Origin of the sequence: Polaribacter atrinae, from assembly GCF_038023995.1 — a bacterium.
In the GTDB taxonomy this organism is placed as follows: domain Bacteria; phylum Bacteroidota; class Bacteroidia; order Flavobacteriales; family Flavobacteriaceae; genus Polaribacter; species Polaribacter atrinae.
Map to the genome: position 1 here is coordinate 1 of NZ_CP150660.1, position 22,500 is coordinate 22,500.

General features: G+C 31.5%; 19 protein-coding genes, 2 tRNA genes and 2 rRNA genes (1 of these 23 only partly in view). 13 read left to right on the forward strand and 10 right to left on the reverse strand.

The features are described 5' to 3' along the window. The 3 genes from dnaA to WG945_RS00015 all read left to right on the forward strand — a co-directional run bounded on the left by dnaA (nucleotide 1) and on the right by WG945_RS00015 (nucleotide 2,680). Nucleotides 1–1,428 carry a chromosomal replication initiator protein DnaA gene (gene dnaA / locus WG945_RS00005; RefSeq protein WP_068450460.1) on the forward strand — a complete coding sequence of 476 codons (1,428 nt, stop codon included), beginning with the start codon at nucleotides 1–3 and terminating at the stop codon, nucleotides 1,426–1,428. 96 nt (nucleotides 1,429–1,524) lie between these two features. Continuing rightward, nucleotides 1,525–1,974, forward strand: coding sequence for a low molecular weight protein-tyrosine-phosphatase (locus WG945_RS00010; protein WP_068450454.1), 450 nt, complete (start codon nucleotides 1,525–1,527; stop codon nucleotides 1,972–1,974). A gap of 1 nt (nucleotide 1,975) precedes the next feature. Then, nucleotides 1,976–2,680: an SAM-dependent methyltransferase gene (locus WG945_RS00015; RefSeq protein WP_068450453.1), complete on the forward strand. Its 705-nt coding sequence runs from the start codon at nucleotides 1,976–1,978 to the stop codon at nucleotides 2,678–2,680. 199 nt (nucleotides 2,681–2,879) lie between these two features. Here WG945_RS00015 and kbl read toward each other — a convergent pair whose 3' ends face one another. After that, nucleotides 2,880–4,067: a glycine C-acetyltransferase gene (gene kbl / locus WG945_RS00020; RefSeq protein WP_068450450.1), complete on the reverse strand. Its 1,188-nt coding sequence runs from the start codon at nucleotides 4,065–4,067 to the stop codon at nucleotides 2,880–2,882. A 5-nt stretch (nucleotides 4,068–4,072) separates the two neighbouring features. Then, complete coding sequence (locus WG945_RS00025) at nucleotides 4,073–5,035, reverse strand: NAD-dependent epimerase/dehydratase family protein (RefSeq protein WP_068450448.1); 963 nt, start codon at nucleotides 5,033–5,035, stop codon at nucleotides 4,073–4,075. A gap of 171 nt (nucleotides 5,036–5,206) precedes the next feature. Between WG945_RS00025 and WG945_RS00030 the strand changes: the two genes are divergently transcribed. Next, on the forward strand, nucleotides 5,207–5,668 hold the full coding sequence (locus WG945_RS00030; RefSeq protein ID WP_068450445.1) for an Lrp/AsnC family transcriptional regulator: 462 nt from the start codon (nucleotides 5,207–5,209) through the stop codon (nucleotides 5,666–5,668). Nucleotides 5,669–5,712: 44 nt separating this feature from the next. Here the strand turns inward: WG945_RS00030 and WG945_RS00035 are convergent, their stop codons facing one another. From WG945_RS00035 to dapF, 7 genes are all read right to left on the reverse strand, one after another. Next, nucleotides 5,713–6,327: a peptidoglycan-binding protein LysM gene (locus tag WG945_RS00035; RefSeq protein ID WP_068450490.1), complete on the reverse strand. Its 615-nt coding sequence runs from the start codon at nucleotides 6,325–6,327 to the stop codon at nucleotides 5,713–5,715. Nucleotides 6,328–6,375: 48 nt separating this feature from the next. Further along, nucleotides 6,376–7,224 carry a DUF2279 domain-containing protein gene (locus tag WG945_RS00040; protein WP_340866748.1) on the reverse strand — a complete coding sequence of 283 codons (849 nt, stop codon included), beginning with the start codon at nucleotides 7,222–7,224 and terminating at the stop codon, nucleotides 6,376–6,378. Nucleotides 7,225–7,303: 79 nt separating this feature from the next. Continuing rightward, entirely contained in the window at nucleotides 7,304–8,332 is a 1,029-nt protein-coding gene (mltG, locus tag WG945_RS00045; RefSeq protein ID WP_068450443.1) for an endolytic transglycosylase MltG, read from the reverse strand. 31 nt (nucleotides 8,333–8,363) lie between these two features. Continuing rightward, complete coding sequence (locus tag WG945_RS00050) at nucleotides 8,364–8,888, reverse strand: GNAT family N-acetyltransferase (RefSeq protein WP_068450441.1); 525 nt, start codon at nucleotides 8,886–8,888, stop codon at nucleotides 8,364–8,366. 121 nt (nucleotides 8,889–9,009) lie between these two features. After that, nucleotides 9,010–10,299, reverse strand: a complete 1,290-nt coding sequence (locus WG945_RS00055; protein ID WP_068450439.1) for a hypothetical protein — start codon at nucleotides 10,297–10,299, stop codon at nucleotides 9,010–9,012. Nucleotides 10,300–10,377: 78 nt separating this feature from the next. Then, nucleotides 10,378–10,623 (reverse strand): hypothetical protein, encoded by a 246-nt coding sequence (locus WG945_RS00060; RefSeq protein WP_068450437.1) that lies wholly within the window; start codon nucleotides 10,621–10,623, stop codon nucleotides 10,378–10,380. Nucleotides 10,624–10,640: 17 nt separating this feature from the next. After that, complete coding sequence (gene dapF, locus WG945_RS00065; RefSeq protein WP_068450435.1) at nucleotides 10,641–11,411, reverse strand: diaminopimelate epimerase; 771 nt, start codon at nucleotides 11,409–11,411, stop codon at nucleotides 10,641–10,643. Between the two features lie 130 nt (nucleotides 11,412–11,541). On the opposite strand from dapF, the gene WG945_RS00070 reads away from it, so the two are divergent. Then, nucleotides 11,542–12,930: a trypsin-like peptidase domain-containing protein gene (locus tag WG945_RS00070; RefSeq protein ID WP_068450433.1), complete on the forward strand. Its 1,389-nt coding sequence runs from the start codon at nucleotides 11,542–11,544 to the stop codon at nucleotides 12,928–12,930. A gap of 132 nt (nucleotides 12,931–13,062) precedes the next feature. Further along, complete coding sequence (locus tag WG945_RS00075; protein ID WP_068450432.1) at nucleotides 13,063–14,505, forward strand: glyceraldehyde-3-phosphate dehydrogenase; 1,443 nt, start codon at nucleotides 13,063–13,065, stop codon at nucleotides 14,503–14,505. A gap of 287 nt (nucleotides 14,506–14,792) precedes the next feature. Here WG945_RS00075 and WG945_RS00080 read toward each other — a convergent pair whose 3' ends face one another. Beyond that, complete coding sequence (locus WG945_RS00080; RefSeq protein WP_068450488.1) at nucleotides 14,793–15,455, reverse strand: hypothetical protein; 663 nt, start codon at nucleotides 15,453–15,455, stop codon at nucleotides 14,793–14,795. Nucleotides 15,456–15,705: 250 nt separating this feature from the next. On the opposite strand from WG945_RS00080, the gene WG945_RS00085 reads away from it, so the two are divergent. The 7 genes from WG945_RS00085 to WG945_RS00115 all read left to right on the forward strand — a co-directional run. Beyond that, the gene (locus tag WG945_RS00085) at nucleotides 15,706–16,221 is read left to right on the forward strand and encodes a hypothetical protein (protein WP_068450430.1); all 516 of its coding nucleotides are present in this window, start codon (nucleotides 15,706–15,708) and stop codon (nucleotides 16,219–16,221) included. Nucleotides 16,222–16,235: 14 nt separating this feature from the next. Continuing rightward, complete coding sequence (ligA, locus tag WG945_RS00090; protein ID WP_068450428.1) at nucleotides 16,236–18,233, forward strand: NAD-dependent DNA ligase LigA; 1,998 nt, start codon at nucleotides 16,236–16,238, stop codon at nucleotides 18,231–18,233. A gap of 91 nt (nucleotides 18,234–18,324) precedes the next feature. After that, a complete protein-coding gene (locus tag WG945_RS00095; protein WP_082864250.1) occupies nucleotides 18,325–19,062 on the forward strand; it encodes a DUF4294 domain-containing protein in 738 nt (245 codons plus the stop codon). A 1,255-nt stretch (nucleotides 19,063–20,317) separates the two neighbouring features. Next, a 16S ribosomal RNA gene (locus WG945_RS00100) occupies nucleotides 20,318–21,835 on the forward strand. 84 nt (nucleotides 21,836–21,919) lie between these two features. Next, nucleotides 21,920–21,993: transfer RNA gene (locus WG945_RS00105), tRNA-Ile, on the forward strand. An 81-nt stretch (nucleotides 21,994–22,074) separates the two neighbouring features. Next, nucleotides 22,075–22,148: transfer RNA gene (locus WG945_RS00110), tRNA-Ala, on the forward strand. A gap of 167 nt (nucleotides 22,149–22,315) precedes the next feature. Next, nucleotides 22,316–22,500, forward strand: a 23S ribosomal RNA gene (locus tag WG945_RS00115); it runs 2,700 nt beyond the window's last position. Together the 16S and 23S rRNA genes with 2 tRNA genes alongside form the textbook arrangement of a ribosomal RNA operon.

Sequence of the window (22,500 nt, forward strand, 5' to 3'; positions counted from 1 at the left end):
ATGATTGTAAATGCTGATTCAGTTTGGAATGAATGTTTGTCCTTTATAAAAGATAACATAAAGCCGCAAGCATATAAAACTTGGTTCGAGCCAATAAAACCGGTAAAAATTTCAGGAGAAGCATTGACAATTCAAGTGCCTAGTAAATTTTTTTATGAGTGGTTAGAAGAACATTATATCAAGCTATTAAGGGTTGCGTTGGTAAGACAATTAGGCAATGATGCTAAATTGATTTACGATGTAAAAATGGAAAACAATTATAGCAGTAATAGACCGCAAATTGTTAAAATTCCGAGTTCTAATAGAGATCCTTTAAAACCACAAAGAGTAACGGTTCCTTTAGAATCTAATAAAAGAGAATTAAGAAATCCTTTTGTAATTCCAGGATTGCAAAAAGTAAAAATAGAATCTCAATTAAACCCTAATTATAGTTTTGCAAACTTTATAGAAGGAGATTCTAATAGGTTGGCGCGTTCTGCGGGTATGGCAGTTGCTAACAAACCTGGTGGAACTTCATTTAATCCATTATTAGTTTATGGAGGTGTTGGACTAGGTAAAACACATTTAGCACACGCTATTGGGGTAGATATTAAAGATAAATATCCAGATAAGACTGTATTATATATTTCTTCAGAAAAATTTACACAACAGTTTATAGACTCTGTAAAATCAAATACAAGAAATGATTTTATTCATTTCTATCAAATGGTAGATGTTTTAATTATAGATGATGTACAATTCTTGTCAGGTAAAGCTGGTACACAAGATGTATTCTTCCATATTTTTAACCATTTACATCAAAATGGAAAACAGGTAATTTTAACTTCGGATAAAGCACCTGTAGACATGCAAGATATAGAACAGCGTTTATTATCTCGTTTTAAATGGGGATTGTCTGCTGAGTTACAAGCGCCAGATTACGAAACTAGAATTTCTATTTTACAAAATAAATTGTACAGAGATGGTGTAGAAATGCCAGAAGATATTGTAGAATATATTGCAAAAAATATAAAATCTAACGTTAGAGAATTAGAAGGTGTTGTTATTTCTATGATTGCACAAGCTTCTTTTAACAGAAGAGAGTTTTCTGTAGAATTGGCAAAACAGATTGTAGACAAGTTTGTGAAAAATACTAAAAAAGAAGTTTCTATAGATTATATTCAGAAAGAAGTTTCTAAATATTTTGATATGGATGTGGCTACTTTACAATCTAAAACACGTAAACGTCATATTGTACAAGCACGCCAATTAGCAATGTTTTTTGCTAAAAGATTAACTAAAACGTCTTTAGCAAGTATTGGTAATCAAATTGGGCAAAGAGATCATGCAACAGTATTACATGCTTGTAAAACTGTAGATAACTTAACAGAAACTGATAAGCAATTTAAGAAGTACGTAGACGATTTAACTAAAAAATTGACTTTCTAAGAAAGAGAATTTCATAGAACTTATTCATATTTAATTTTACGCTCTTAAATTTTTTAAGAGCGTAATTGTTTCTTATTTTTATCAAAAATTATTTTTATGCATAAAATATTGATGGTTTGTTTAGGGAATATATGTCGTTCTCCTTTAGCAGAAGGGATTTTGAAATCTAAAGTAAATTCCAATACTGTTTTTGTTGATTCTGCTGGAACTGCTGCATATCATATTGGTAAACTACCAGATGAGCGCTCTATAGAAGTTGCTAAAAAATATGGAATAGATATTACTAAGCAAAGAGCAAGAAAGTTTGTTGTAAAAGATTTTGACGAGTTTGATATTATTTTTGCGATGGATGATAGTAATTATCAGAACATACTTTCTTTAGCAAGACATAAAGCAGATGAGCAGAAGGTAAGAATGATTTTAAATGAAACACATCCTACTAAAAACTTAAGTGTTCCAGACCCATATTATGGCGGAAATGAAGGTTTTGAAAATGTGTATAAAATGTTAGATGAGGCTTGTGAACTCATCACTAAAAAATTATAAAATGATTGGTAAACTTTATTTAATTCCCACTACTTTAGGAGAGACAGAACCTTTAGAAGTAATGCCTTTATCGGTTAAAAAAGTAGTTGAACAGATTGATTACTATATTGTTGAAAATGAAAAATCAGCAAGAAGATTTATTAAGAAAATTTCACCTAAAAAATCGCAACCTTCACTTAATTTAATGCTCTTAGATAAATATGCTGAAGAGTTAGAGACATCTAGATATTTAGATGTTTGTAAAGAAGGGATTAATGTAGGTTTATTGTCTGAAGCTGGTGTGCCTGCAATTGCAGATCCTGGTGCAAGTATTGTTAAGTTAGCGCATGAAAATAATATTCGTGTAATTCCTTTGGTTGGACCATCGTCAATTATTATGGCAATGATGAGTTCTGGTATGAATGGACAAAACTTTGCTTTTAATGGTTATTTACCTATTGATAAATATGATAGAAAAAAAACAATTAAAGAGTTAGAAAGAATTTCTCAAGATAAAAACCAGTCTCAAATTTTTATAGAGACTCCTTATAGAAATGATAAAATGTTGGCAGATTTAAAAGCGACATTATCACCTACCACTAATTTATGTATTGCTGCAGATATTACATTGCCAACAGAATACATTAAAACCATGATGATTAAAGATTGGAAACATCAACAACCAGATTTACATAAAAAACCAGCTATTTTTATTATTCATAAATAGTGATTTTACCTTGTCTGATTTAGTCTGAAATTGATATTAAAATTTTATGATATAATAAGTCAGAAAGTAAGGTTTTAGATAAATCAATTAAAAAGTAACCTTTTCTAGTGCTTTTGTCAAAAATAGAATAAATAAAAAATCCCTTTTTTAAAGGGATTTTTTATTCGTTTTTATCACTTAAATAAAGAGTTTTCCTTTATTAAATAACATTTAATTTTTTTCCGATTTTTACAAAAGCTTTAATCGCTTTTTCGATATGCTCTTTTGAATGTGCTGCAGATAACTGGACTCTAATTCTTGCTTTTCCTTTAGGAACAACAGGAAAGAAAAAACCAATTACATAAATACCTTCGTCTAGTAATAGTTTTGCAAATTCTTGTGCAACTTTTGCATCATAAAGCATAATGGGTACAATTGGGTGTGTACCTTCTACAATATTAAAACCAGAATTTGTCATTTCTGACCTAAAATACAAAGTGTTTTCTTCTAGTTTGTCTCTTAAATCGGTAGATTTTGTTATTTTATCTAGTACTTTTAATGTAGCGCCTACAATTGCCGGAGCCAAAGTGTTTGAAAATAAATAAGGACGAGAGTTTTGTCTTAGAATATCAACGATTTCTTTTCTTGCAGCTGTAAATCCACCAGAAGCACCGCCTAAAGCTTTTCCGTAAGTTCCTGTTATAATATCTACTCTATCCATTACATTGTGGTATTCATGCACACCTCTTCCGGTTGCACCAATAAAACCAGTAGAATGGCATTCATCTATCATAACCAAAGCATCATATTTATCTGCTAAATCACAAATTTTATCTAATTGAGCAATAGTTCCATCCATAGAAAAAGAACCGTCTGTAACAATTAATCTACGTCGAGATGAAGAAGTTTGTTTTAATTGTTCTTCAAGATCTTCCATATCATTATGTGCGTATCTAAATCTTTTTGCTTTACAAAGACGAATACCGTCAATAATAGAAGCATGGTTTAATGCATCAGAAATAACAGCATCTTCCGCAGAAAGTAAAGGTTCAAATAACCCACCATTTGCATCAAAAGCAGCTGCGTATAAAATACAGTTTTCCATTCCTAAAAAAGCAGCAGTTTTTTCTTCTAATTCTTTATGAATGTCTTGTGTACCACAAATAAAACGAACAGATGAAAGACCAAATCCATGAGTTTTAATTGCATTAATTCCAGCTTCAATAACATCTGGGTGAGAAGCAAGTCCTAAATAATTATTAGCGCAAAAGTTTAAAACATTGTCTTGGTTAGTTGTATTGATATTTGCACCTTGTTTAGAGGTTATTATTCGTTCATTTTTATAAAGACCATTAGATTTTATTGTTTCTAACTCCTCTTTTAAATCATTTTTTATTTTTCCGTACATAGTATTTATGAGTTTATAAGGTTCTTATTGTATTTAAGTGCTATATTTTTTAACATAACTTCTGTCAGTAAATTTATATTAAATTTTGGTTTCCAATTAAAGTCTTTTCTAGCTTCTGTGTCTGCTATACTCATTGGCCATGAATTAGCAATTTCTTGTCTAAAATCTGGCGAGTATGTTATTTTAAAATCAGGATATACTTCTTTTATAGATGCTGCTAATTGATCTGGATTAAAACTCAATCCAGAAATATTATAAGAGGTTCTTACCGTTATTTTCTCTTTTGGTGCATCCATTAATTCTAAAGTGGCTCTAATAGCATCATCCATATAAATCATTGGTAGCATCGTTTCTGCATCTAAGAAACATTCAAAACTTTCATTCTTAACTGCTTTATGAAAAATATCTACTGCATAGTCAGTAGTACCACCACCTGGTAAAGATTGATAGCCAATAATTCCTGGGTATCTTAATGAACGTACATCTAAACCGTATTTATCAAAATAATATTTTCCCCAATTTTCTCCAGCAACTTTACTAATTCCATAAACTGTAGAAGGTGTTAAGTTAGAAAATTGTGGTGTATTTAAACGTTCTATATTATTACCAAAGACTGCAATAGAGCTAGGAAAAAACACTTTATCTATTTTATGAATTCTAGCTACTTCTAAAACATTGAAAAAAGTTTTCATGTTTATGTCCCAAGTATTTAATGGATTTTTTTCTCCATTGGCAGATAAAATAGCTGCTAAATGGTATATCTGAGTAATTTTATATTTTAATACAATTGCCTTTATGGCTTCGTAATCTGTAACATCTAGAATTTCAAATAGCCCATTAAATGTTGAGTTTTTTCTTAAATCTGTTGCTATAATATTTTCAATCCCGTATTTTTCTTGTAATTTTTCTGCGAGAACTGTGCCTAATTGACCACTAGAACCAGTTATTAAAATAACTTCTTTATGCATCTTTAATTATTTTTTTAAAAAGATAAAATTAAAGGTTTGATTAATTATAAAGTTAATTACACTTAGTTTAATTAAAAAATAAGTATTTTTATCTTTTAATAAGTGTTTTATAAGCGTTAATTGCTTTTAAGTACTGTTTTCTACCCAACTAAAAAGTAATTTTATCTTTACATGGAAAAAATAGACGAAATAGATTTGAATATTTTAAGAATTCTTCAAGAAGATTCTAAAAAAACTACAAAGGAAATCGCAGAGATATTAAACTTAACACCTTCTCCTGTATATGAGCGCATTAGAAGGTTAGAGAAACGTGGGTATATTAAAAAGTATGTTGCCCTTATAGATAAAGACCTTCTAAATATTCCTATTACAGCAATTTGTATGGTTTCTTTGAGGTACCATGATGAAGGTTTTATAGATAAATTTGAAAAGCAAATTAAGAGTTTAAAAGAAGTACAAGAGTGTTACCATATGGCTGGTAAAGTTGACTTTTTTTTAAAAATTAATTTAAGAAGTCTAAATGAATACCACGAGTTTGTAAGACTTAAACTTTCTAAAATTGAAAATATTGGTGTTTTAGAAAGTTATTTTGTTTTAAAAGAAATTACGCGTACTACAGGTTATTGTATTTAAAAAAATAATAGGATTATTTTTTTATAACAGTTGTATTTTGGATATTAACTATCAATTGTAGCGTCTTGGTCTGCTATAATGTTAGAAACATTATAACCTCCAAATTTTCTTAGATAAGACTTTATAGAAGATCCGTAAGCATCAGAAAAACCTTGTACTCCGTTACTTCTTAAGTATTTTTTTACGTTACCAGCACCACTTAAATGAGCCGCTGCCAATATACCTGATTCGGTAATTTTAATTCCGTTTATGGTTTTACCTACAGAACGTCTAATGTCTTTTCTTAAAATCCATTTATTTACTTTACACAAAGCTATAAATGCTTTCTCTTGTAATTCTGGATCTTTTAAAAATGCTGCTGTATTATAAATTTTAAATCTTTGTAACGTAGTTCTACCAAATTGATATTTTCCTAAATACCCTAATGTGTTTACAACGGTATAGCTTCCTTGAGATTCTTTAAAAGCCAGTGCTTCTTTAAAGCCCACAAAGTCCTTTTGTAAATAAGGAATGTTATAATCTATAAATTTAGGGAAAGTAACTTTGTTGTTAGTACCTATTTTTTTATCAATAGAAGTTGCATTGATAAATCCTAAAAATATGATACTTAAAAATAAAAACTTTTTGATAAATTGAATCTTTCTGTTTTGCGGGTGCAAATGTATAACCAAATTTAATTATACTGATAATCAATATGTTAAAATTTATTAAAAATATAGATAATGAAACGTTAAAGCTCCTTTGGTATTAATTTCAAGAGTAGGAGCAGGAATTTTTATGAAGTTAACAACAGAAAAGACAGATTTTAAGAATTCCGAATTTGTCTTTATTTTTGTTAAATCGAGGTCTAAACTAAGGTAGAATTGTCTGTAAGGATCTTGCAGTGTTGAGTTTGCAGCGTTTGAATTTCCAAAAAGCATGCCTTCGGCTCCATATCCTAAAGCAACATTTAACCATTTTGGAAATGAACTTTTCTTGTTAAAAGACCAAATATTGGCAGATAACCAATAAGTTTGTCCGTTATAATCCTTTAAAGCTTGTTGTAAATAGTTTTCACCTAGGGTATTTGGTCGTTGCTTTGCAAAGTCTGTTTGATGAAAAGAGTACTTTACTGTAATACGTTGCTCGTTCCAAAGTAATTCTTGTCCAACCAACAAACCTGTACCTGCAGCATTTGCAAGAATATCTCCAGGTGATGCGCCCCATTCTTCAGAAAAACCATCTAACACTTCTACAGCTGTTAAAAAAGCAAAACCAGAGGTTGCACCATAAATTAATTGATTTTTTTTAGAGACACCAGCCCAATTTAAAGCTTGCATCCCTACTTTACCAATATAATAGGAGGTCATAAAATGCCCTACTTTATCCATTTGTTTCCAATCATTATTATCATTTTTAAAATGAAAACTAGAACGTGGGTAATCTTTGTACCAAAGTTGGTTTAAAGCAATTAATGCGCCTCCAGCCATTGCACTTTCGGTTAGGATAATAGCGTTTCTTCTTTTTGTGTTTAAAGTATCAGATTTTTTATAAAATGATGAATTTTGTGCACACAAAGAAATAGAGCAGATAAATAGGAGGTAAAAAGAAATGTTTTTTTTGCGAATCAAACCCAACGATTAAATTTGTAAGTGTTTATCTATTAATGCTTTGCTTATTCATCCATTGATGATATTTAGCCGCATTTCTATTGTGCTGAGAAAGTGTTTTTGCAAAAGCATGATATCCTAATTTTTCTACACTAGCACACATATAAAAGTAGTTGTGCTTTTCTGCATTTAAAACGCCATCAATTGAAGATATATCTGGCATAGAAATTAACGTAGGTGGTAACCCTTTATTTTTATATGTATTGTAAGGTGAATTTATTTCTAAATCTGCTGTCAATACTCTTTTTACTACATAATCTTGCCCTTTAACTTCTTTAATGCTATAGATAATGGTAGGATCTGCTTGTAAAGGCCAACCTTTTTTTAATCGATTTAAATACAAACCTGCAACAATTGGTCTTTCTATATTTTTTGCTGTTTCTTTTTGAACTATAGAAGCTAAAGTGATCACTTCTTCTTTAGATAATTCTAAAGCTTTTGCTTTTTGCAATCTGCTTTTATTCCAAAATCGATTGTATTCTACAAAAATTTTGTCTCTAAAGTTTTCTGCAGATGTAGTCCAATAAAATTGATAACTATTAGGTACAAAAATTTGCAATACAGATTTTTCTGTCAAGTTATTTTTTGATAAAAAATCTTTATCTTTAAATGAGTTTAACAGAGAGATTGAATCTGCTTCTAATTGTTCTGCAATTCTTCCTGCTAATTTTTCTAAAGTGTCTTGGTTATTAAAAGACAACTTTATAGGTGTTTGGTTACCACTTCTTAAAAGGTTAACCAGCTCGTTGTTAGACATTCCTTCTTTTAAAATATATCTACCTGGTTTTGGTTTCGAAAGATTTTTCTTAGCAGCTACTAAGAGAAAAGTATTGGTGTTTTTAGAAAAATCAGAAATTTTTTCTTTCACATCAATTAAGCTGTCAGAAGAGTAGATAAAAAGTTCTGTATCTTTTGTAATCGATTTTCCAAATATTTTTTGATAGTATTGGTATCCTATAATTCCACCAATAAATATAACGGTAGCAATAACTGCGTATATAAATTTTTTACCCAATGTTTTTTTGATTTTTTTTAGAATTGCAAAATTAGTCTTTTATCAACTGAAATAAAACTTCATCTTTAAATTTTCCTTCGAATAAAATCCAATCTTTTTTTATACCCACTTCTTTGAAGCTGTGTTTTTTAAAAAGGGCGATACTTTTAGAATTGTCTGTAGTTATATTGGCATACAGTTGGTGTACATTTAAATAGGAGAAAGCATACTTAATTAATATTGACAATGATTCTGTTGCAAATCCTTGTTTTTGAAAATCTGGATGAATTAAAATTCCAATTCCAGCTCTTTTATGCATCGGATTGTAATCAAACAAATCAATCATTCCGAGTTGTTGCTTTGTGGCAGGCTCTTCAATTAACAAGCGTAATTGTTTTGCTTCGAAAATATCTAAATGTGCGTTTTCTAAATACTGTCTTAGAATAAATTTAGAAAAAGGAGTTTGTGTATGGCTAATTTCCCAAAAGGATTCGTTGTTTTCTATTTGATAGAGAAAGTCTAAATCTTCAGGTTCTAAAGCACGTAAGTTTATTTTTTTACCGGTTAAAGTCATCATTTTTTCTGAAATTTATTTTCTTTTAAGAAAATTTAATAATCCTGTAGATTATAGAATGCAAAATAAGGAAATAATAATCTTAAAGTACTTAGAGTGCATAGAAAGAGTTTTAGTTTTTCGTTTAACAATCATGGTATTCTTTACCGAAGACTACTTTTTTTCCTGTTATCTCTTCTATTTTTAAAGCGTATTTATCAAAGTAATTACAAGCTTCATAAAAAATAGGGTGGTTGTACTTTTTAGTATCAGTTATTATTTCTAGAGTTGCACCACCACTTCCTTTTGCGGGTAAAATATTTTGAATACAGAATGAATTTATTTCATCGATATCAAATAATTCTGCAATGTTATTATTAGAGAATCCTATTTTTTTATTTTTATCATCAACCCAAATAATGGTATTGTCTTTAAATTGAATATTTATTTTTTCTGGTCTGTTTTTTATGTGCTTGTTTTTCCTGTAATCACCAGACATTTTTATATTGCCTTTGAATAATAAGAAGTCAGAAATAACCATAAGCTCTTCGTAGCTTTTATTATGTAATAATGCTGGGTATTCTCTTTTATTTTCTATGGATAAAGAAGTATAACCACAGTTAAATAGCCAATCACTGTCATACGTATAACAAATTGACAACTGCATTCCTTTTAAATTAAAATTTATATTTTTTTGATCTGCTCTTTCATAACCGTTATTCATTTTACCGGTAGTCAAATCTGTGTTTAAAACTTTCTTTAGCTGTATATAACTTTTATCATTCGCTATATTGTTAAAACAATGAGTATAATAGTGCAGAACAGGAACATCGTTTCTATCATTATCAAAATAAGCACTAAAATCTTTTAAGAGGATATTTCCAATACGCACAGGAGCATTAAATTTTAGTAATTTTTGTTCGTAAGGTGATTTTTCAAATAAAGTATTTTTATTTTTTTCTAATTCCTCATAGGTAGTATCCCAAGAAATGAATTGTTTGGGGTTAGATTGAATTTCAAAACCTAGGTTGTAATCGATATTATTAGAGTTTAAGATTTCAAAAGTAGGTATATAGTGTTTTCTCCAAATTTCTTTTTTTAAAATGGTTGTTTTTGCAATATTTTTAAAAAAAATAACGTCTTTAAAATTAAATTTAGCAGATAACTCTAGATACATTTTACTGAATCCAGAATAGGTAACAGGTATAAAATTTTGATGGTGATCAAAAAGGAAAAGATAGGCTAATTTATTACTTCTAATCGTAATATAGACATATTGTAAATCTTTTAAATGTACGGTGCAACTATTTATTCCGTTACTATCTGTACAAATAATTTGATTGTTTTCGATTTTTACATTTCCCTCATTACTCTCTTTCGGAAATATTTTAGAATGTTCTTTTTGGGTATTAAAAAGGTTTTTAAAAATACTCATAAACGGTTTTTGTAATGATTATTTGCGTTAAAAAAATATCAATTTTTGATATCTATCATTTTTAAGAAAAAATTACTGCTACTTTTCGTCATTTTCACGAACTATTATAAAATAGATAACATATAGCCATCCAAAAGCTCCGTGTAATAATGCATAAAGAATAGATTTATTTCTATCCCAAGAAATAACAACTGCAATTACGCTACCTAATCCAATTCCGTTTTTAAAAAAAGTTTGTTTAATTCCAGAACCACCATTTTCATGACTAAAACATTCAAAAGAAAATAATAGCAAGAAAATTAAAGTCAGTTTAACTTTAGTCATTATTATATGATCAATAATTAAGAAGAAATACTCCCTTTAAAAACAAAAGTAGCAGGACCTTTTAGAAAGACATTTGTATAAACACCATTTTCTTCAGAAAAAGATACTTCTAGATTGCCACCTTCCACAGGTAAAGAAATTAAATTACGAGTTGTTTTACCTGTTTTATGCATGGCAATGGCAACAGCTGTAACTCCGGTTCCGCAAGCTAAAGTTTCATCTTCAACACCTTTTTCATACGTTCTTACTCTAAAAGTAGCATCATTTATTTGTTGAACAAAATTGACATTACTTCCTGGGTCACTATAAGAATATCTAATTTCTTTTCCTTTTTCAAAAACAGGAAATTGATCTAAATCAGCCACTAATTCTACATGATGTTGTGTACCAGTATAAGCAAAAACCGAGTTTTCTTTCACGGTAATTTCATCAACATCTATCATTTTTAAGGAAACAATTCCATTGTCAATAGTCGCTAAATGTGGTCCATCAACAGCTATGAAATTAGTTTTAGCTTTGATAATTTCTAAGTACTTTGCAAAAGCAACTGCACATCGTCCTCCATTACCACAGAAAGTCTGACTTCCATCAGCATTAAAATAAATCATTCTAAAATCGAAATCTAGATCGTTTTCAATTAAAATAACTCCATCAGCTCCTATACCAAAATTTCTATCACAAAGTTTCGCTATAAGGGCAATATTTTCTTTCGGAAAAGTTAGAGTTCTGTTATCTATCATAACAAAATCATTTCCGGTTCCTTGGTATTTATAAAATTCTAAATTCATTGGCACAAATATAGGAATTTAAAGGATAAAAAAGGAGTGTTAAAAAGCGGTTAAAGTCAGTTAAAATCAAGTTAAACAGATTTTTTGAAATTGTTATAATTGTATCTTTGAGTAATTAAAATTAAAAATCATGAAAAAATTATTAAGTTTATTAGGAATGGCTATTTTGGGAGGCGCTATCACTTTAGGCGGATATAAAATGCTATTTAATGAAAATGTAGTTATAGAAAGAACCATTTCTCAACCTGTAAAAACGGTTACTGCAAATTTTAACCCTGCATTAAGCAATGCAAATTCAATAGCAAATTCTGTAGATTTTACTGTTGCAGCAGAAAATACGGTACATGCTGTAGTGCATGTTAAAAATACATCTATAAGAACACAATCTAACCCAATAGATCTTTTCTTTGGTAATAGTAGTGGAACTCGAAAGTTTGAGCAAGTGGGCACAGGGAGTGGAGTTATTATTTCACAAGACGGTTACATTGTATCAAACAATCACGTTGTTGATGGAGCTTCAGATATTGAAATTACATTAAATAATAAACAGAAGTATAAAGCAACGTTAATTGGTACAGATAAAGAAAATGACATTGCTTTGTTAAAAATTGATGTAGATTTTGATTTGCCTTACATTCCATTTGCTAATTCAGACAATATAAAAATTGGAGAATGGGTTTTGGCAGTTGGTAACCCTTATAACTTAACTTCTACAGTAACTGCGGGTATTGTAAGTGCAAAAGGGAGAGATTTAGAAGGTACTACTTCTACAGATTCATTTATTCAAACAGATGCGGCTGTAAATCCAGGAAATAGTGGAGGAGCGTTGGTAAATACACGTGGTGAGTTGGTAGGAATTAATACCGCAATTACTTCTAGAACAGGTTCTTTTATTGGGTATTCTTTTGCAGTGCCATCTAATATTGCAAAAAAAATAATTGATGATTTATTGGAGTTTGGTACCGTACAAGAAGCTATTTTAGGAATCAACATAAACCAAGAAGATGGAGATATAGAAGGAGTTTTGATTGCAGGAGTTAGTGATGATGGTGGTGCGCAAAAAGGAGGTTTAAAATCTGGAGATATTATTAAAAAAGTAAATGATATAAAGATTTCTAAATTTTCTGAACTAAGAGGTCAGTTAACAGCTAAAAGACCTGGAGATTTGGTAAATATTACTATCGATAGAGATGGTGAAGAGATTACTAAGACTATAACTTTAAGTAAAAAAGATGCTTATGTTTCTAGAAAGTTAGGGGTTGTTTTAAAGGATGTTTCTAAAAAAGAAATTAAGAAGTTCGACATTCCTGGAGGTGCCAGAATAATGACCAATCAAAATAAAAACCTTATTTATTACGGCGTAAAAGAAGGATACATTATTACGAAGATTAATAAAAAACCAGTTTTAAATGCTAGTGATGCTGTAAAAGAAATAGAGGCTTCTTTTGGTATAGGAAATCCTATTATTTTAGAGGTTATTAATTTAGATGGAGAAAAAGAGCGTTATGCTTTTAGATAAAATCGATAATTACAATATTAAAAATCCTGATAATTTTATCAGGATTTTTTTATTTACGAAAACTTTACGAAATCGATTTCGTGTTTTAATAAAAAGGAATACTTTTGCCCGAAATTTATATTTAGAGATACGATGTCAACAATTTTAAATTACGAAGAAGAAGTTATTACCCAAGCTCAAAATAGAAGAGCAACAGTAGAGTTTATAACTATTGTAAATGATTTATGGTACGATAAATCTATAGAGTTAGTTCTTTTTAGAAACCCTTTGGTAGACAAAAGAGCAAGTGAAGTATTAAACTTAATAAACTACGCTAAAGAGTTTGTAAGCAAACCCATTTCTATTTATGATGCGTTAGATATTGCAAAAGCAATTCAGCAAATAGACTTACCATCATCTAAATTAGATATTGGTAAACTTGCGTATGAATGTCATTTAAGTACTAAAAAATGTGAAGACAAAATTGCCTTTGTAAGTAACAAATTAAAAGGAGCCACAGAGTCAGAAGACATTCAACCAAAAGATGTAGTTTTATATGGGTTAGGTAGAATTGGTCGTTTATTGGCAAGAGAACTTATGTCTAAAATGGGTAAAGGCTCTCAATTAAGGTTAAGAGCTATTGTTACTCGTGGTGAAATTAATAAAGAAGTTTTAGAAAAAAGAGCCTCTTTATTAAGGATAGATTCTGTACACGGAGATTTTTTAGGAACCGTAGAAATAGATGTAGAACACAATGCATTAATTATAAACGGAACAACGGTTCACTTAATTTCTGCTAATAATCCAGAAGAAATAGATTATACAAAATACGGAATTAAAGATGCGTTAATTATAGATAATTCAGGTGCTTTTAGAGATGATGTTGCTTTGGCAAGACATTTAAAAGCTAAAGGAGCAAGCAAAGTTTTGTTAACCGCTCCCGGAAAAGGAATTCCTAATATTGTACACGGTGTAAATCACAAACAACACAATCCAGATACAGTAGATATTTTTTCTGCAGCATCTTGTACCACCAATGCAATTACGCCAATTTTAAAGGTTTTAGAAGATAATTTCGGAATATTAAAAGGACACATAGAAACCATTCATGCATACACAAACGACCAAAATTTGGTAGACAATATTCATAGTAAAAATAGAAGAGGAAGGTCTGCAGCTCTAAATATGGTTATAACAGAAACCGGTGCAAGTGCAGCAGTTGCAAAGGCAATTCCTGCTTTAAAAGGCAAACTAACATCTAACGCAATTAGAGTTCCGGTTCCAAACGGATCTTTGGCTATTTTAAACCTACAATTAAATACCATGGTTTCTACAGAGCGCGTAAATGCCATTATAAAAAAGTATGCTTTAGAAGGCGATTTGGTAGAACAAATTAAGTATTCTTTAGATAACGAGTTGGTTTCATCAGACATAATTGGTGCTACAGCACCAGCAATTTTCGATAGTAAATCTACTATTACAGACAAAGAAACTATTGTAATTTATGTTTGGTACGATAATGAATATGGGTATTCTCATCAAGTAATGCGTTTGGCAAAGCACATCGCTAAAGTAAGACGGTTTACCTATTATTAAAAGTCTCTTAGTGCAAGTTCATTCAATATTAATTGAATGTAAAAACCCGAAGCAATGTTGTTTCGGATTTTGTTTTTTTAGAAGCTATTTCCTGCTTTCACTACTCGCTTTTTTTATCCCCCAAAAAGGGGATAAAAAAGAGCTCAAACAAACCGTTCAATCAGGGCTATAATTCTTTGCCTGCTATAGTCATTAATTAGAAACGATACCTTTTACTTTCTTTCTTGTTCTTTAATAGTTTTTTTAAATATAAGTTATGTAGTATAAGTCATAAACTGAAATTCAACTTAATCTCCCTCGAAAAATTTAATATTCGCTTCAAATTCGTCATTTATAAATTCCTCTCTACTCATAAAATAATCAGAAGTAGTCAATCTGTAAGTCGTATCCTTTTTTTCTAAGTCCCAAATAATATCATTTGCTTCTATAAAAGCTTCATCAGCATTTAATTGATTACTAAACAATCTAATAATTACATTGTGGCGATCTAAGTTTTGAGCAAGACATTTTAATACAATTTCTTTTGTAATTGTGGTGTCTGCATTTCTAGAAGGGGTTATCTCAAAATCTACAATGGTTGCTTTCGTATTTGGGAATTTTCCATTAAAAGCTTTGTATAAAAGCTGATTTATAATAAAAAGAGTTTTATGTAATTCTATTTTAGGGTATTCTTCAGAAATTTTATCTACCAACATTTCATAAGAAAGAGAATCAATCTGACCTTCATTTAAAACAGTACCCAATTTGTAATCTAATACAATTGCTGCAGCTTCATTTGGTTCTTTATCTCCAATTGCCATAAAAAGTAATTCTCTTAATTCTTTAAGATCATTCACATCATTATTAGCAAAATCAAATCGTACTAAAAGTTCTTTAAAGTCTTCTGCACTCCAAGAGTTTTCTAAATCATCAACAGTAGATACTTTATGTATTTTTATAGTGTATTTCATTATTTTATCCATTTTTTGAATGCCTTTACAAATTACAGTTTCTTCAATGTAAACACAAGTATTTTTATATAAAGTTATGTTATTTTTTATAGAAATAACTACAACAATTAGGTGTCTTCAATGTTAATAGAAACCTAAGTTTTTTAATGTCTTTGCAAGGTTCTTTTTTGTTTTTTATTAGAGCACACAAATCTTTGTTTCAATGCCTCTTTTTACTATTTTTACCAGTCTAATTAAGTGCTTTTATAAAATGATATCCAAAGAAAAACTACCGTATTACCAAATACCAGAACCGTCAACAGAATTTACAGCAGGTACATCTGTAAGTAGAATGGTAGATGGGTTAGGCTTTAGATATTATTGGGCAACAGAAAACTTATCGGAAACAGATTTGGCTTTTAAACCAAATGCAGAAGCAAGAACAACAGAAGAAACGATAGATCATATTTATCATTTATCAATACGAGTTTTAAACGCTACTTTAATAAAGTTAAATGGAGCTACAGAACCAAGTATGACTTTTGCCGAAAAAAGGAAAAAAACATTAGAAAATTTTTTAGAAGCAAGTCTTATTCTTAGAGAAAGTAAAGATGTTTCTCAATTTAAAATATTATTTCCTAACAAAGAGCTTTCTTTTTGGTGTGTAATTAATGGTCCAATTGCAGATGCAATGTGGCATGTTGGTCAAATAGTTTCGTTTAGGCGTTGTTCGGGCAATCCTTTTCCAGAAGGTGTTAATGTATTATTAGGTAAAAAGAAAGATTAAATTTTTTATTCAGAATGACAAATCAACAAAAAATAGCATCACTTCGTAGCGAATTAAATACACATAATTATAACTATTATGTGCTAGATAATGCAACTATTTCAGATTACGATTTCGATATCAAACTAAAAGAATTAGAAAAGTTAGAAAGTGAAAACCCTGAGTTTTTCGATGCAAATTCGCCAACGCAAAGAGTAGGAGGTACCATCACCAAAAACTTTAATACAGTTACCCATAAAAACAGAATGTATTCTTTAAGTAATTCCTATTCTAAAGAAGATTTATTAGATTGGGAAGAAAGAATTCAAAAAGGGTTAGGTACAACAGATGTAGAATATACGTGTGAATTAAAATTCGATGGAGCTTCCATCAATTTAACGTACGAAAACGGAAAATTTGTAAAAGCAGTAACCCGTGGCGATGGTTTTCAAGGAGATGAAGTAACACCTAATATTAAAACAATTCGTTCAATTCCTTTAATTCCGAATGGAGATTTTTTAAGTGATTTTCAAATGCGAGGAGAAATCATTTTACCAATAGATGGTTTTAATAAAATGAATGAAGAGCGTGTAGAAAATGGAGAAGAAGAATATAGAAACCCTAGAAATACTGCAAGCGGAAGTTTAAAATTACAAGACAGTACAGAAGTTGCAAAAAGACCTTTAGACTGTTTATTATATCAGGTTGTAACGGAAGAACGCAAATATAAAACGCATTTTGAGAGTTTAGAAAATGCAAGAAAAGTTGGTTTTAAAGTACCAGAAACCATCACGTTGGTAAAATCGATAGATCAAGTTTTCGATTTCATCACTAATTGGGATGCTAAACGTCACGATTTACCGTATGAAACAGATGGAGTTGTAATAAAAGTAAATAATTTACATCAGCAAGACGAGTTAGGCTATACCGCAAAAGCACCAAGATGGGCAATTGCATATAAGTTTAAGGCAGAACAAGTTTCTACAGTTTTAAATTCTATAAGTTATCAAGTTGGTAGAACAGGGGCAATAACTCCGGTTGCAAATTTAGAACCCGTACAATTAGCAGGTACAACGGTAAAAAGAGCTTCGCTGCACAATGCAGATCAAATAGCAAAATTAGACATTAGAGTAGGAGACACTGTTTTTGTAGAAAAAGGAGGAGAAATTATTCCTAAAATTATAGCAGTAGACTTAACTAAGCGTCCAGAAGATTCAGTACCAACCATATATGCAACCAATTGTCCGGAATGTAATACTGAGTTGGTAAGAACAGAAGGTGATGCAAAGCATTATTGCCCTAATGAGTTTGGTTGTGCACCACAAATTACAGGACGAGTTCAGCATTTCATTTCTAGAAAGGCCATGGATATTGATGGTTTAGGAGGCGAAACGGTAGATTTATTGCGTAAAGAAGGCTTAATTCAAAACTATGCAGATTTATATGATTTAACAGTAGAACAAGTAATTCCGTTAGAAAGAATGGCAGAAAAATCTGCTCAGAATATGATAGCCGGAATTATAAAATCAAAAGAAATTCCGTTCGAAAAAGTATTGTTTGCACTTGGAATACGTTTTGTAGGAGAAACAGTAGCTAAAAAGTTAGCAAAACATTTTAAATCTATAGACAATTTAATGTCAGCAGATTTAGAAACCTTAATTTCTGTAGATGAAATAGGAGAGAGAATTGCGCAAAGTATTCTTGATTTCTCATCAAATTTAGAAAGCATACAATTAATAAATCGATTAAAAGCATCTGGTGTACAATTAGAAGTTTCAGCAGAAAGTTTAGAAAATCAAACAAACAAATTACAAGGATTAATTTTTGTGGTTTCAGGCGTTTTTTATCAAATGAATAGAAACGAATTGAAGAAAGCAATTGAAGATAATGGCGGAAAAGTAAGTTCGTCAATCTCTAAAAAGACAAATTTTATTGTTGCGGGTGATAATATGGGACCATCAAAACTAACAAAAGCAGAAAGTTTAGGAATAGAAATTATTTCTGAGCAAGATTTTATAGATAAGATTAGTTAAAAAATAAAAATTTGGACTCTAATTTGCAGTAAATAATAGAAACAGTTAGGCTATGTTTTAAACTTAGCCTAATTAGAGATATAACAAAAAATTGAAGAAACTTCTTTACATATATATAGTACTAATTTCCGTTGGCTCTTTTTCCCAAATTCAGGAAACAGATTCGCTACCTATTAATGTAGATGATTATGTTTTTGTAAAACCAGGAGACACATTAGTTGTAAACCTCAATGAGTTTTCATTGTTACCGAAGCACAAATTCAATTCTAGAGATGATGTTCGGTATTATTTATGGTTTCGAAAAAAAGTATTTAGAGCCTATCCGTATGCACAGCTAGCTTCCGAAAGGTTAGATTCTTTAAATGTGAGATTAGAAAAAATTGAATCTAAAAGTAAACGCAGAAAATATACGAGGTTAATTCAAAAATATATAGAAGGCGAGTTTACAGATCAAATTAAAAAGATGACCACCACAGAAGGTAGAATTCTTATCAAGTTAATTCACCGTCAAACAGGTAAAACAGCTTTTGATAATATTAAGGTTTTAAGAAGTGGTTGGAAAGCCTTTTGGTACAACACAACGGCAAATGTATTTAGCCTTTCATTAAAAACAGAATACCATCCAGAGATAGAAAATGAAGATTTTTTAATAGAAGAGGTCTTACAACGTGCATTTCAAGATGGTAAACTTAAGCCTCAAGCTACAAAGCTCAATTTCGATTTCACTAAAATTATGATAGAAAGAAAGTCGGAGATTAATGTGGAAGAATATAAGTTGTTTTTTGCTAAAATGCGTAAAAAAGGAAAAATTAGAAAAGCTAAGGATTGATATTTTCTTTTGGGTGTTCCCTTTTTTAGTTCAATTCTAAAATAGTTCACATTATATATAAAGACATTCATTTAATTCCAAAGCAGTTTTTAGATAAAAAAGGTCGGGCTTTTCACTATATCTTTTTGCGAAAAGCAAAAAGGATGCCGTTTCAATCCCTAACACAAAGCATGTAATTGTAATTAGTTAGAAGAAAACAAGCCTACAAAGGTAATTTTAACAAATAGATAGCAAATTTGTTCTTCATATCTATTTCCTATTTCAAAAAAACATTCTTCATTGCGAGGCACGAAGGAATCCCTTTATTTTAATAAATTAAGCTTCAGAGTAAATAGAAGCTTTCTATACTTGTCTTCTATTTATTAGATTTTTAATCTATTTAGAAAGTTTCTATTTTAATATAGAAAAGATCTTTTTCGTAATTTCCTTTCTGTTAAAATTAAAAAAGAATCATTTACAGACTTTATTTAAAAGCAAAAAAACAAATCCAAGTGACCAGGTAAAGTTATTTCAAACCTATTTAGACTAAATTTTCAGTGCACACTCTTTCCCGTTTTTAATGCTATTATGTTGTTTAAAGTAGTTGCCATCCCCAAAACGCACATAAAACCCAATACCCTTAAAAAAATAAACAAAAAACAGGGCTTATAAAATACTCAAAACAAGTGTATTAAAAGCAAGTGTAAAATTAAATTAAAATAAGTGTAAAAAAATAGTTGTTAGATTAAAAAGGTGTTGTAAGTTTGCACCCGCTAACAGCAATATAGGGTTGTTAGTTGAGTTCATTGAGGAGTTGTAAATCGAGTGAGAGTTAAGGAGTTAAAATGATAAGTTAGTGAAAATGAATCAAAAAAAACTTTAATTTTTATGAGGTTGGTTTGTAAAAAACGTTGTATGTTTGCAGTCCGAAATTTTCGGCAAAACGTTCATAGTTTTTACTAGTAAATTAAAGTAAAAAAAAAGTTTATTTTTTTATTGTCAGATTAGAAATAGTTTGTATGTTTGCAGCCGCTAAGAAATACAGCAAAAAACGATCAGAGAAAATTTGGAATGACCATTAAATAAGTCAGTTAGTTCGATTCTAACGTTTCTACAAATTGAATTTTAAATACCTGTTTAAACACAGGAAGTGCAAGATTTAAGAAGTTCATTGAAAATATTGAAATTGACAGCGTAATTAAAGAGTAGAATAACCATGTTTAGATTTATTTAAACAAATTCTTTTGAAACTTATTCATTATAATATTTACAATATACAATGAAGAGTTTGATCCTGGCTCAGGATGAACGCTAGCGGCAGGCTTAACACATGCAAGTCGAGGGGTAACATTGTGCTTGCACAGATGACGACCGGCGCACGGGTGCGTAACGCGTATAGAACCTACCTTTTACTGAGGGATAGCCTTTAGAAATGAAGATTAATACCTCATAGTATTGAGACTTGGCATCGAGTTTTAATTAAAGATTTATTGGTAAAAGATGGCTATGCGTCCTATTAGTTAGATGGTAAGGTAACGGCTTACCATGACTTTGATAGGTAGGGGTCCTGAGAGGGAGATCCCCCACACTGGTACTGAGACACGGACCAGACTCCTACGGGAGGCAGCAGTGAGGAATATTGGGCAATGGAGGCAACTCTGACCCAGCCATGCCGCGTGCAGGAAGACTGCCCTATGGGTTGTAAACTGCTTTTATACAGGAAGAAACACTGGTATGTATACCAGCTTGACGGTACTGTAAGAATAAGGACCGGCTAACTCCGTGCCAGCAGCCGCGGTAATACGGAGGGTCCGAGCGTTATCCGGAATCATTGGGTTTAAAGGGTCCGCAGGCGGTCAATTAAGTCAGAGGTGAAATCCCATAGCTCAACTATGGAACTGCCTTTGATACTGGTTGACTTGAGTCATATGGAAGTAGATAGAATGTGTAGTGTAGCGGTGAAATGCATAGATATTACACAGAATACCGATTGCGAAGGCAGTCTACTACGTATGTACTGACGCTGAGGGACGAAAGCGTGGGGAGCGAACAGGATTAGATACCCTGGTAGTCCACGCCGTAAACGATGGATACTAGTTGTTGGGCATTAGCTCAGTGACTAAGCGAAAGTGATAAGTATCCCACCTGGGGAGTACGGTCGCAAGACTGAAACTCAAAGGAATTGACGGGGGCCCGCACAAGCGGTGGAGCATGTGGTTTAATTCGATGATACGCGAGGAACCTTACCAGGGCTTAAATGTAGTATGACAGGACTAGAGATAGTTTTTTCTTCGGACATATTACAAGGTGCTGCATGGTTGTCGTCAGCTCGTGCCGTGAGGTGTCAGGTTAAGTCCTATAACGAGCGCAACCCCTGTCGTTAGTTGCCAGCATGTTATGATGGGGACTCTAACGAGACTGCCTACGCAAGTAGTGAGGAAGGTGGGGATGACGTCAAATCATCACGGCCCTTACGTCCTGGGCCACACACGTGCTACAATGGTATGGACAATGAGCAGCCATCTGGCAACAGAGAGCGAATCTATAAACCATATCACAGTTCGGATCGGAGTCTGCAACTCGACTCCGTGAAGCTGGAATCGCTAGTAATCGGATATCAGCCATGATCCGGTGAATACGTTCCCGGGCCTTGTACACACCGCCCGTCAAGCCATGGAAGCTGGGAGTGCCTGAAGTCGGTCACCGCAAGGAGCCGCCTAGGGTAAAACTGGTAACTAGGGCTAAGTCGTAACAAGGTAGCCGTACCGGAAGGTGCGGCTGGAACACCTCCTTTCTAGAGAAAGATGGTGAGTTACAAAAAAAGGTCATTTTTACTCTTTGCTGTTAATTTTATAATATAAGTATTTTAAGCTATTATAGTCTCGTAGCTCAGCTGGTTAGAGCGCTACACTGATAATGTAGAGGTCGGCAGTTCGAGTCTGCCCGGGACTACAAAAAGCAAAATACTAAGGAAATTCTGGAAGTAAGAGGATTCTACATTCATAATTTAGGATTTATTCTGAATTTCATAATGGGGGATTAGCTCAGCTGGCTAGAGCGCTTGCCTTGCACGCAAGAGGTCATCGGTTCGACTCCGATATTCTCCACAACGGTCAATTTCAAGAAATCGACCCCAAGTTCATTGACATATTGGTAAAATGATATCGTAAGAATCAAATAGATAGAGAACGATTAGATTTATCTAATCAAAAATTTTTTTATAAAAATATAAAAGAGTTCATTATAGTGTGGCAACACACTGTAGCAAAAAGTACAATAAGTTAAGTAAGGGCGTATGGCGGATGCCTAGGCTCTCAGAGACGACGAAGGACGTGATAAGCTGCGAAAAGCTACGGGGAGGGGCACATACCTTTTGATCCGTAGATCTCCGAATGGGGCAACCCGTCATGTTGAAGACATGTCACCTAGCAATAGGGGTAAACCCGGTGAACTGAAACA